The following is a 12,004-nucleotide window of genomic DNA, read 5'->3' as shown; positions in this document are numbered from 1 at the left end:
CTTTTCCTAAATCCGATAATTATTTCGTTGTTTTTAAGACATCGATCAGTGAAAAGTATTATTACACACAAAAATAGCAGCTACTCAAAGCTGCTATTTTACTTTACCATCATACGGTCCTATTCCATTTTGATCCTGTAAATTTAACATCTGCGACACAGTAATAAACTGATACCCTTCCCTTTCAAGTCTATCCAATAATTCAGGTAGCGCGTCAGCTGTTGTAGAAAGAGTATCATGCATTAGCACAATTGAGCCTGGGGTTATCTCCTTTTGTACTGCATCAGCGTTTAAAGTCTTTTCATCTAGCGAATTAACAGACCATAATACAATTGGCGATTCATTATTTTTAGCTATTTTTATCAGGTCATCATTATAAGCACCATATGGCGGTCTGGTAACCGTTGGCTTGGTTCCGATTGCATCTTCAATTAAATGATTTGTTTTGTCAATTTCTTGGTGGATTTCTTCTGTACTGAGATTTGTAAAATCTGGGTGATTTGTCGAATGATTACCGATTTCGTGCCCTTCAATCGCTACTTGTTCAACAATTTCCGGATAGTAATCCACCTGACTCCCCAACATAAAGAAGGTGGCTGTCGCTCCATGTTCCTTCAATGTTTCTAAAACCCTTGGTGTTACTTTTGGGTTTGGACCGTTATCAAACGTAAGTGCAACATATTTTCCATTGGAATCTAACTTTGCACCTTCTTGAATGATATTCTCTTTCTCTTTTTCTTTTTGCTGTTCTTCAGGCATTTGCAACAAGGACTCAATATCTTTATTTAAATATAAGGAGACTTTTTGAAGTGGAATTTTTAATTTTATAGGTCCTGCTTCTCTTGTCGCAATTTCATATTTATCAAAGTAAAAAGTGAATTCCTTTTTATTAACGGACCATTTCCAATTATTGGGATCGTTTATCACTTCTTCTAGTGCATCGTCGATAACATAAAAGTAGATATCTTCATTTTTTTGTAGCTCTTCATCGACTAATTCTCTCATCATTGATAATGTATCATTATTTATGTTTAATACGTCTTCAATATGTAAAAAGGTATTATTTTTCAGATCTATATTAAACACTTTTACGATATTGATGCCGTTTGCTTCACCAGTATATGTTTTCGAACTAAACACCAGACTATATATATCCTCTGTTACTTTATTTGTATCAACCTGGATGTTTAAATGAGCTTTGTGCCCATCCGTAGGAATATTCTTGGTTTCTTTTATATCTGTCATGAAGTTTTTCTTCTGTTCATTGATCCATAATTGAATGGTTTTATTAATTTGTTTATCTTCTGTTAAGAGTGTACTAATTGCTGACGTATACGTATCTTTGTTTGTTGTTTCTGTTGTTATCGTTAGTCCCGGATATTTGGTGCTTATATATTTTTCATCTTGTTGTTTTTCAGTTTTTTTATCTGTTGTTTGGTTTTTTGATTTATTTATACCCGCTTGTGTTAATTGTCCCATGCCGGTTATGATTACAGCTAGTAAAAATATGACTGTTATCCAACCAGGTAGTTTTATTCTTTTTAACATAATTTTCCCCTCTTATAAATAAATCGTGTCGATCTATTTTAATCACAAAACGTATTATAGCATCAATCTGTTTATAAAAAAATACTTTTCAATATTTAATTGTTATAGGACTCCTGTTTTGAACTTTGTTAAAAAGGTAATATAGTATATATAAGGTAGAAGAGGTGATGAGATAATGAATAAGCATTTAACGATAAGTGGACGTGTGCAAGGTGTTGGTTTTAGATATTCTGCACAGCAAAAGGCGATGGAATTAAATTTAGTTGGTTGGGTAAAAAACAAACCTGATGGTACGGTTGAATTGGAAGTGGAAGGTGATCGTAGCTATGTTAGCGAATATATCGGGGCGTTAAAGTCGGGACTCACTCCCTTTATTCAAGTGGATCATATCGAAGAGCAAACTTCAAAGGACCATAAAAAATATAATCGTTTCTCTATTAAGTAGTGCAAAAGATGAAATACCACTGTCTAACAAAGGCAGCGGTATTTTGACACGAATTAGTTAAGTGCCTGCACTTTTTTTATATTAACCTTCCTGGAAAAATTTACGGTTTAATTCAATATATGGTGTTTCTTCTTCAGGAACTTCATCTTCCATAAATATAGCTTCAACCGGACAGACTGCTTCACATGCCCCACAGTCGATACATATATCAGGATCAATATAAAACATATCTTTCCCTTCTTCAATACAATCCACTGGACACACTTCGACACATTCTCCGGATTTTTCATCCTTACAAGGTGATGTAATAATAAAAGCCAAGTTATTCTCCTCCTTCATACGCGTAAATGAAATGATTCATGATGTTATTATAGCTTATTTACGGTAAAAAAGTAAAAGATTCTTCTTTGAATAAATAATGATAATGAATGGGTAGAAAGAAATGGAGAGATTTAATAAGATTTAAAGGATGCTACTTTGGGGATAAATCGCTAATAATAAACATACGTTCGCGTATTATGTCAACGAAACATGGAAATTTAATTGCTTTTCCATATGCGTTCTAATGACGTATTTTCATCTGCTATGTTTAATCTGTATACATCGGGATTACTTAGTTCTTTCCATTGGTTGAAGCCAAAGCTTTTATCAAATTGCTGAAATAATAATGCTAATAGATTTCCATGGCTGACTAAAATGATGTTTTTAATATGATCATCGGTATATAGTGGCTCCAGTAGTGTATTCGCCCTTTGAACCGCATCATTAGCAGATTCACCACCAATTAAGGAATATTGGTGATCATTAAAGGAGTGCTCTAATACTTCCAACCAGTCGTCTATCGGCTCATTGCTCAGTATTCTCTCTTGCAAGCGTTGATCAATTTCAATTTTTTTGTTTGCTGATTCCGCGTAAGGTTTGATGCTTTCAATCGCACGTAAATAAGGGCTTGAGATAATCTTATCAACAAAAATATTTTGTTCGGATAAAAACATAGAAAGTAAGTGTGCTTGCCGCATTCCTACAGTCGTTAACGGAGAATCCTTATGCTGTCCATCAGCAGTGCAATGTCGAACAAAATAGATTGTCTTCATCTTGATCATCCCTTTACATAGAATTGAAAAACATGTCACTATATCCTATTATTTAAAATAGTAAATGAATTATAACACTAAACGACAAAATAGAAAACATTATTGTGTAAATTTAAGGAAAAAAATAGCAGGATAAACTCCCCGCTATTCTCTTTCCTTAAAATATTCTTTGAGAAAGCCACCTATTCGCTGGCTGTTATCAATAATAAAATAAAATTCATCTGTTTCATTTTTCACATCATACTTCTTCCCAGGTGTAAGCTTGTTATGAACGATAAACTTCTTTGCATCAGCATGAACACATTCTATTTGTTTGATTGTTTTTCTGTCTTCCCAGTTTAGGTGAATCATTTATTCGAGCCCTCCGTATTATCATACTTATTTTACTTAGTTAACATAATAAAATTATGGTCAATTAAATAAATAAAGATATTTTTTATACCCTTTTTCTACCATTTCCTCTTTAGGAATAAATTTCATTGCTGCTGAATTCATACAATAACGTAGCCCACCAGCTTCAACCGGGCCATCTTCAAACACATGTCCGAGATGTGAATTGGCAGTTTTACTTCTTACCTCCGTGCGAATCATTCCATGAGTTTCATCAGTGTGCTCCGTTACTTCGTATTTGTCGACCGGTTTGGTAAAGCTTGGCCAACCACACGCAGCATCAAACTTATCTTTTGAAGAAAACAAAACATTGCCAGAGATCAGATCAATATAAATTCCCTCTTCCTCATTGTCCCAATACTCATTTTGGAATGGCCTTTCTGTTCCATTTTCTTGTGTTACACTGTATTGAATAGGCGTTAATTGTTCTTTTAGTTTTGATTTATCAACAGGTTGTTGCCAATTTTCTTTGATAAAGTCTTCTCTTCCAGATCCTTTTTTATATAATCGATAATGTGAGGACCGTTTTTTATAGTAATCTTGATGTTGCTCTTCTGCAGGATAGAATGTTTTCGCGGGAATAATTTTTGTTGCGATTTGTTTTGTGAATTTTCCGCTTGCTTCTAATTCCTGTTTGGATTTCTCTGCAACTTGTTTTTGTTCTTCATCATGATAAAAAATGGCGGTTTGATAAGATTCGCCTCGATCGTTAAATTGTCCACCTGGATCGGTTGGATCGATTTGTTGCCAAAACGTACTCACAAGCTGTTCATAGGACATCACTTGCGGATCATATGTGATTTGCACGGCCTCTACGTGTCCCGTTTCATTTGAACAAACTTGTTCATACGTTGGGTTTTCAATTGTTCCACCAGTATATCCAGAGATGACACTAATAATTCCTGGACGCTCGTCAAATGGTTCAACCATACACCAAAAACAGCCACCTGCAAATGTTGCTAAAGCTTTATGATTAGTCAATTTTATTTCCTCCAATTAACACTATGATACCCCTATTTTTCCGCTAATTGCAAAAAAAATCAAGTACTGTGCCTTATTGGGTTAAATAAATAACTTTGGTGTAGACTCACCGCTTCTTTTTATAGGCTCATCTGCTACCACTTCTTTTGCTATTGTGCTGTTTTGAGTTTCTGTTGTGTTGGTTTTATTTTCCGTTTCACTGTCTGTACTATCTACATCTTTAATTGCTTTCATCATCCGATACATTGCTGGAATGTTTTTGACGATTGGCCCGTATTCCTGAATCATTGGAGCAGTTGATTGTACAACCTTTAATACCTGTTGCACATTACCTAATGTTTGGGATAGTCCACCACCAGCTACCCTACTGCCTATATTACCCCCTGCTGAGGGTTGAACAAATCGTTGTACCATATCTTGTATTTTATTGGGACCTGGACCGCGTACATTCCCTCTATTCAGGTTTGGCTGTGGATACATGTTAGGATTCGGATTTCGAAACTGCTGCATTGGTGGATATTGACCTCTTTGTTGATAAATTGGTAATACCATGTTAATCCCCCTTAAATCACTCATCATCACTCTAGATTATTGTACGTAATGAGAGGTAAAGCGTGTAGGCTATACAAAATGACTTAACAGATAAATGAGAAGAAATAAATAGTTATTTCCCGGGCAACCGCAAGATTCCACAAAATAAACATCTCACCGGGCAAATTATTAGCGAAAAAAAGGGAATAAGGAAACTTTATCGCAGTTTAGCGTGACAGTAAAACCCTCTCACTGAATGTAGTTTCACTTCATGTTGCTAGGATATATCAATGCCTATAAATAATTTCTGATAATTGATCAAACGTTTGTTTGAATTCTTGTACCACCTTTCACATATGCTTTTAAGAGATTATATCCGATTAAATAATACTATATTAAAGCAAAAAATTTTCGGTGGATTAATGTATTGTTCTTGTTAATGAATCCGGGTGATGGAATGTCAAATGATAGAGTTTCAATAAAGTGGATTGATTTTTGAAATTATTATTTCCCTCATAAAAAGGCACTGGTAATTATACCAGCGCCTTTTGAAATTATTTCTCAATTTTATAAACATCCCAAAGTTCATCAAATACAACCAATGCATTGATAAAGGGACTATTCCATTCTAAGTAATTGCTGATTTCATTATAATCTTTGGAGTACTTGGGGAAATTATGATCAAAAAATGCCCAATCAGCAAGATTACTTTTGTCATCAGCCTGTTTTTTTCCTCGATACGTTAATAAAAATTGATAAAACGGTCGCAATTATTTCACCCCATTATTCCTCATTACCCTCGTTCATAAACTTTTCATGCTTTCGCATCTTTTTACGATAAACAATTTTTGACAATTGAATGCTGATTTCATACAGGATAATTAATGGTACAGCAACAACGAGCTGTAATACAAAGTCTGGTGGTGTTACGATTGTCCCAATAATCACGAGAATGAAATAAGCATATTTTCGGGTTCTTTGCATGAAATCTGGTGACAGTATACCAATACTTGTTAAGAACATCGCAATAATTGGTATTTCAAACAGGAATGCAAATGGTAATGTTACGCGCAGTAAAAATTTAAAGTATTTATCTACTGTGAACATCTCATTAAACATACCATCATTTAAAGAAAGTAGAAAAGGCAGGATCATTTTAATAAACATATAGTATCCAAACACAAGACCACCTATAAATAACAGGAATAGCGCAGGGATATAAGCAAGTGATGCCTTTCTCTCCGTAGGCGTAAGGCCCGGCTTAATAAATGACCATATTTGAAATGCTAATAAAGGTATCGTTATCGCAATCGCAACTAGTCCAGCCATGGTAAAATGAATCCAAATAATTTCACCAGGACTAATAACTGTTAATTTGAAATCTATATCCTCAACAAAAAAGTTATAAATCTTCTTCACATAGACAAAACCCAAAATAAAAAATGCAACAAAAAATATAGCCGTTACAATAAGTCTATTTCTTAGCTCGGACAGATGCCCGGTCAAATTCATTTCTTTATCGATTTCTGTTTGTTGATCCTCAGACATTTCTTCACTCTCCCAGCAATAAAGCATAAAAGAAGATGTAAGGTAGCCCCCTTACACCCTCGTCCAATTAAAGTAATTCAATTATGACTTGTTTTCTTTGTTATCTTTTGTATCATCACCCATAATATCCTTTGTAGCATTTTTGAATTCTTTTAAAGAACTGCCAACTGCTTTACCAATTTCCGGCAATTTAGAGGGACCAAATACAATTAATGCGATAATTAGAATGAGTATTAACCCAGGCATACCAATGTTACTAAACATATTCATCACTCCGATGTATTATTTGCCATCCTCGTCTTTAATCAACGCTTTTGTTTCATTCACTTCATCTGTAACATCACTGGTTATATCCTTGGTCGACTTTTTAAATTCACGTAATGTGTCACCCGCAGCTTTACCAATTTCCGGTAGTTTTTTCGGACCAAAGACAATCAACGCAAGAATGACGATTAAGATTAATCCAGGCACTCCAATACTTGATAACATATGCACACCTTCTTTTTAATTAAATTATTATTGGATGTATCATTTAAAAGAAATATTTGGTTCATTACTGTACCATACTTTTCCATGTTTGATCATCGATCGTTTACATTTTAACATGATTTCTCCCTATAAACCAAATCAAAAACGTTTTGCTTCTTCATATTGTGCAGGATTATTCATGTTAAAAAAATGTTTTTCTAATATAGTAGTTGGTATAGGGATGAATTCTCTTATATAGTTTACCTTAATATGTTCAAAAAAACCCCTTACTTTAAGATTATTTTTCTCTATTTGCTGCTGTATTTTTGGCAGTACACTTTTTCTGTAAATACCTGCGAGCGGATGGATTCGATTATTATAGACAGGTACAACTGCATCAAAATCTTCAATTTGTTCCAATAGGTAATTGTATACTTGTCCATTCACAAATGGCATATCACAGGCAGCAATTACAAAAAGATCGGCATCTATATGATATAAAGCAGCTTCTAATCCCGCTAATGGTCCTTTATTTATATATCGGTCAGCATATGTTTCTAAATGTAGAAATTCATACTGCTCCTGTTCATTTGCTATCAGTGCTACTTTATCTGTACAAGCGTTAAGTTCAGCCGAAATCCATTCAATTACCGTTTTGTCTCTAATAGTCAGTAATGATTTATTCGTTCCCATTCTAGTAGAGTTACCACCGGAAAGAATAATTCCACATGTTTCCATGAAATCCCCTCACATGATTTATTGTTTTCGATCATATTGTAAAAAATAATAATCATAAGGGTTTGTTTCGTTTTTTTCCCCTTTTACTTTTGATGTTAATGACCAGTCAAGCTCCGAAAACTCTGGAAAATAAGTGTCGCCATCAAAATCTTGATCTATCCACGTAATGTATATACGATCAGCAAAAGGTAATATTTGTTTAAATATATTCCCACCGCCGATAACAAATACTTCCTCATTTGGACTTTCTTTATCCCATTCCCGAATAGATTCTAAATTACGAATAACATGTACATTTTCTGGAAACGGATTTTCCGAGCTTGTAATAACGACATTTCTTCGATTAGGTAAGGCGCCCCCCATTGATTCGTATGTTTTTCTTCCCATTATAATGGTATTACCCGTTGTTTTTTCTTTGAAAAAACGCAAGTCTTTTGGTAAACGCCATGGTAAATCGTTATTTAAACCAATGACATGATTGCGATCCATCGCTAAGAGCAGTGAAATCATAAAAAATACCTACCTCCTACTATCTACTATTTTTATACAGCGATTGGTGCTTTGATTGCCGGATGTGGATGGTAATCAATGATTTCAAAATCGGTTAATTCGAAATCAAAGATAGATCCTTTCTCTTGGTTTATCTTCAGTTGTGGAAATGGACGAATTTCCCGGCTGAGCTGTGTTTTTATTTGTTCCACGTGATTAGAATAAATATGTGCGTCGCCTAAAGTGTGTATAAATTCCCCTACTTCTAAATTACACTCGTGTGCAATTAAATAGGTTAATAAAGCATAGCTGGCAATATTAAATGGGACACCGAGGAACACATCTGCGCTTCGTTGATATAGCTGGCACGATAATTTCCCGTCTGCAACATAGAATTGAAACAATGTATGACAAGGTGGCAATGCCATGTTTGGAATGTCTTCCGGATTCCATGCAGAAACGATATGTCGGCGGGAATCTGGATTGTTTCGAATCGATTCAATAACTTCTTTTAACTGATCAATTGTTTCATCTTGCGAAGTCTTCCATTGGCGCCATTGCTTTCCATATACAGAGCCAAGGTCACCGAATTTATGCGCAAACTCATCATCCTGAAGTATCTTCTCTTTAAATAGCTCCATTTGTTGCTGATAGCTCTTATTAAATGCTTCATCCTGTTGGCTGCGAATTCCAAAGTCCTGCATGTCAGGGCCACTATATTCATTACTGTTTATCCATCCTTCAAATGCCCATTCGTTCCAAATGTTGTTGTTGTTTTCTAATAGGTAACGAATATTGGTATCGCCTTTTATAAACCAGAGCAGTTCACTGGCAATTAATCGGAATGGGACTTTTTTTGTCGTTAACAATGGGAATCCATCACTTAAATCAAAACGCATTTGATGTCCAAATATGGAATATGTTCCTGTATTTGTTCGATCGCCTTTCTTATTGCCATTCTCTAATATGTGTTTACCTAAATTTAAATATGCCTGTTCCCCATTCATTATGAGATCTCCCCCAATTATAAACTGTTCATTTTCAAACTTCTATTTGCCTCCATTGTAACATAAACATAAATCGAAGTAGTTAATGATTCCTCTGTAAGTTCAATACCGTTCTCTTTCCTAGTTATTTTTTTAATGCACTTTTCATTAAGGGAACGTATATCCCGTCTATTTTCACTTCATAGTAGCCCGAGGAGTAAAGAAATGTCCTATGTATAATCATACGAAAAAGACGAGCAGGCTTCATGCCACCTGCTTGCCTTTTTACCATTCTTGCATAAACTGTACTAAAAATTGTTCCATGAACTGGTGCCGTTCTCTAGCAATTGCTGTCGCTGTTTCTGTATGCATTAAATCTTTTAACTTCAGTAATTTTTCATCGAAATGCTGGAAGGATGTGTCTTTTTGCGTTGGATGATGTATGAGTTGGTTGTTAGCCCCACCATAAGTAAATGTCCTGGCAATGCCGATCGCTCCAATGGCATCTATTCGATCTGCATCTTGAACGATCCTTCCTTCTAACGTGCTAGGAGTTGATATTCCCTTGCTAAACGAAACATTTTTAACAGCATCCGCAATTTGGTCTATTTGCTTTTCTGTTACATGTATTGATCGCAAAAAGATTAGCAAGTCACTCCACGCTACAGCCGGATTGATAAATAGTTTATGATCACCAACGTCATGAACCCATGCAGCTGCTTCACAAATAAACGCATGTCCATGTTCCTGTTTAGCAATCTGCTTCGCAAGTCTTGCTACCCGTTTCATATGGTAATAGTCGTGACCAGTTACATCTTCATGAAATAAATGATATATATAATTGCGTATCGCCAGTAATTGTTGATCTTGTTCCATTAAAAAAGCCCAACGATTTTTCCGTCTTCTGTGACATCCATATTTAAAGCCGCTGGATTTTTTGGCAAGCCTGGCATCGTCATCATATCACCCGTTAAAACGACCATAAACCCCGCGCCAACAGATGGGCGCAACTCCCTGATAGCAATTGTAAACCCTTCTGGTCTGCCTACAAGCGCCGGATTGTCTGACAGTGAATATTGCGTTTTAGCCATACATACTGCAAGATTTCCCCATCCCTGTGCTTCGTAAAAGGCAATTTGCTTTTTGGCCTTTGCAGAGAGCTCGATATCGTCTGCGCCATACACCGTTTGGGCTACTTTTCTGATCTTTGTTTCCAATGCCTCATCTAACTCATAAATCCGTTTGAAATTTCTTTTAGTGTTTGCCGTCTTCTGGATAATCTTTTCAGCTAATTGAATACCGCCGTCTCCACCATTTGCCCATACATCTGTCAATGCAACATCGATACCCCTTATATTGCACCAAGACTCGATAAATTCAGTTTCCGCTTTCGTGTCTGTTGGGAATTTGTTTATTGCAATGACATAAGGTAAACCAAATGCTTCGATTGTTTCAATATGTTTATTTAAATTTGCCATTCCGGCTTTTAATGCCCCTACGTTTTCGACTTGCAGATTATTCTTCGCAACACCACCATGCATTTTTAATGCGCGGACAGTAGCAACAATCACTACAGCATCTGTATTAAATTCTCCAGCACGGGATTTAATATCCAAGAATTTTTCAGCGCCAAGATCTGCTCCAAATCCTGCTTCCGTTATAACATAATCTCCTAATTTAGCGGCTGTTTTTGTTGCTATAATACTATTACAACCATGTGCAATATTGGCGAATGGACCTCCATGGATAATTGCAGCTGTGTTTTCGGTAGTCTGTACTAAATTTGGTTTAATCGCATCTTTTAATAGTAATGTTAAGGCACCTTCGACAGCTAGATCTTTTACTGTTACTGGTGTTTCATCATACGTATATCCAATGATAATTTTTGAGATTCTGTCTTTTAAATCATCAAGATCAGTCGCCAAACATAAAATAGCCATAATTTCTGAAGCAACCGTAATATTAAATCCATCTTCCCTAGGTATGCCACGCGATGGGCCACCTAGACCGACAACAATTTGTCGTAAGGCGCGGTCATTCATGTCCATAACCCGTTTCCATTCAATTCTTCGTGGGTCGATATTTAAGTCATTGCCACGTTGGATATGATTATCAATGAAAGCAGACAGCGCGTTATTTGCACTAGTTATCGCATGAAGATCACCAGTAAAGTGCAGGTTTATATCCTCCATTGGCAGTACTTGTGAATAACCACCACCAGCTGCACCGCCTTTCATTCCCATGACAGGGCCCAGTGAAGGTTCTCTCAAAGCGATTACTGCTTTTTCACCAATTTTATTTAGTGCTTGTCCCAATCCAACGGTTACAGTGGATTTCCCCTCGCCAGCAGGTGTTGGATTGATCGAGGTTACCAATACGATTTTGCCATCCGGACGATCTTTTAATTTATTTAATAAGTGATCAGATAGCTTCGCTTTTGTGTGACCATATGGTTCCCAATCTTCTTTCGTTAAATCAAGTCCCTCTGCAATTTCATGAATCGGTTTGAGAACAGCTTGCTGTGCAATTTCAATATCTGTTTTCATATTCCTTCCCCCTCACTTTACATCTATATTCTAGTGTACCTTTTTTGCATTGAAAATTCACCCTGTAAATGATTTTATTAAACGTTTTATTATATATGCTGGATGACCCGAAATAATAGCGGAAAATAAATTGGATATCTTGACGCAGTCCACTAATTAAGCTATATTAGAATCAAGCAAAGAGGATGTATGGGATCATTAATGACACAGGCAGCTTCTATAGAAGTGGATGTAATTACG

General features: G+C 35.8%; 16 protein-coding genes. 1 reads left to right on the top strand and 15 read right to left on the bottom strand.

All coding sequences use genetic code 11. The annotated features are described in order from the left end of the window. Positions 1-93 precede the first annotated feature (93 nt). Positions 94-1,548, bottom strand: coding sequence for a polysaccharide deacetylase family protein (locus JOC34_RS03760; protein WP_205135368.1), 1,455 nt, complete (start codon positions 1,546-1,548; stop codon positions 94-96). 175 nt (positions 1,549-1,723) lie between these two features. Here JOC34_RS03760 and JOC34_RS03755 point away from each other — a divergent pair, with 175 nt between their 5' ends. Next, complete coding sequence (locus JOC34_RS03755) at positions 1,724-1,993, top strand: acylphosphatase (protein WP_205135367.1); 270 nt, start codon at positions 1,724-1,726, stop codon at positions 1,991-1,993. Positions 1,994-2,074: 81 nt separating this feature from the next. On the opposite strand, the gene JOC34_RS03750 is transcribed toward JOC34_RS03755, so the two are convergent. From JOC34_RS03750 to JOC34_RS03685, 14 genes are all read right to left on the bottom strand, one after another. Continuing rightward, positions 2,075-2,314, bottom strand: a complete 240-nt coding sequence (locus JOC34_RS03750) for an indolepyruvate ferredoxin oxidoreductase subunit alpha (protein WP_205135366.1) — start codon at positions 2,312-2,314, stop codon at positions 2,075-2,077. 218 nt (positions 2,315-2,532) lie between these two features. Next, positions 2,533-3,087: a histidine phosphatase family protein gene (locus JOC34_RS03745; RefSeq protein WP_205135365.1), complete on the bottom strand. Its 555-nt coding sequence runs from the start codon at positions 3,085-3,087 to the stop codon at positions 2,533-2,535. A 144-nt stretch (positions 3,088-3,231) separates the two neighbouring features. Further along, complete coding sequence (locus JOC34_RS03740) at positions 3,232-3,438, bottom strand: DUF6501 family protein (RefSeq protein WP_205135364.1); 207 nt, start codon at positions 3,436-3,438, stop codon at positions 3,232-3,234. Positions 3,439-3,498: 60 nt separating this feature from the next. After that, the gene (gene msrA / locus JOC34_RS03735; protein ID WP_205135363.1) at positions 3,499-4,458 is read right to left on the bottom strand and encodes a peptide-methionine (S)-S-oxide reductase MsrA; all 960 of its coding nucleotides are present in this window, start codon (positions 4,456-4,458) and stop codon (positions 3,499-3,501) included. A gap of 81 nt (positions 4,459-4,539) precedes the next feature. Continuing rightward, complete coding sequence (gene vrrA / locus JOC34_RS03730) at positions 4,540-5,010, bottom strand: VrrA/YqfQ family protein (RefSeq protein WP_205135362.1); 471 nt, start codon at positions 5,008-5,010, stop codon at positions 4,540-4,542. A 533-nt stretch (positions 5,011-5,543) separates the two neighbouring features. Then, complete coding sequence (locus tag JOC34_RS03725; protein WP_205135361.1) at positions 5,544-5,759, bottom strand: YozE family protein; 216 nt, start codon at positions 5,757-5,759, stop codon at positions 5,544-5,546. A 13-nt stretch (positions 5,760-5,772) separates the two neighbouring features. Continuing rightward, positions 5,773-6,537 (bottom strand): twin-arginine translocase subunit TatC, encoded by a 765-nt coding sequence (tatC, locus tag JOC34_RS03720; protein WP_205135360.1) that lies wholly within the window; start codon positions 6,535-6,537, stop codon positions 5,773-5,775. Between the two features lie 81 nt (positions 6,538-6,618). After that, positions 6,619-6,801: a twin-arginine translocase TatA/TatE family subunit gene (locus JOC34_RS03715; RefSeq protein WP_205135359.1), complete on the bottom strand. Its 183-nt coding sequence runs from the start codon at positions 6,799-6,801 to the stop codon at positions 6,619-6,621. An 18-nt stretch (positions 6,802-6,819) separates the two neighbouring features. Beyond that, a complete protein-coding gene (gene tatA / locus JOC34_RS03710; protein ID WP_205135358.1) occupies positions 6,820-7,026 on the bottom strand; it encodes a twin-arginine translocase TatA/TatE family subunit in 207 nt (68 codons plus the stop codon). A 138-nt stretch (positions 7,027-7,164) separates the two neighbouring features. Then, a complete protein-coding gene (mobA, locus tag JOC34_RS03705) occupies positions 7,165-7,743 on the bottom strand; it encodes a molybdenum cofactor guanylyltransferase (protein WP_205135357.1) in 579 nt (192 codons plus the stop codon). Positions 7,744-7,761: 18 nt separating this feature from the next. Continuing rightward, entirely contained in the window at positions 7,762-8,253 is a 492-nt protein-coding gene (locus JOC34_RS03700; protein ID WP_205135356.1) for a dihydrofolate reductase, read from the bottom strand. 32 nt (positions 8,254-8,285) lie between these two features. After that, positions 8,286-9,239, bottom strand: a complete 954-nt coding sequence (locus tag JOC34_RS03695) for a thymidylate synthase (protein ID WP_205135355.1) — start codon at positions 9,237-9,239, stop codon at positions 8,286-8,288. A gap of 264 nt (positions 9,240-9,503) precedes the next feature. Then, a complete protein-coding gene (locus tag JOC34_RS03690) occupies positions 9,504-10,094 on the bottom strand; it encodes an HD domain-containing protein (RefSeq protein ID WP_205135354.1) in 591 nt (196 codons plus the stop codon). Further along, positions 10,094-11,764, bottom strand: a complete 1,671-nt coding sequence (locus tag JOC34_RS03685) for a formate--tetrahydrofolate ligase (protein ID WP_205135353.1) — start codon at positions 11,762-11,764, stop codon at positions 10,094-10,096. The genes JOC34_RS03690 and JOC34_RS03685 overlap by 1 nt, the downstream gene beginning before the upstream one ends. Positions 11,765-12,004 lie beyond the last annotated feature (240 nt).

Origin of the sequence: Virgibacillus halotolerans (assembly GCF_016908515.1) — a bacterium.
Classification (GTDB): domain Bacteria; phylum Bacillota; class Bacilli; order Bacillales; family Amphibacillaceae; genus Virgibacillus_M; species Virgibacillus_M halotolerans.
This window is presented reverse-complemented; position numbering and strand designations above follow the sequence as displayed.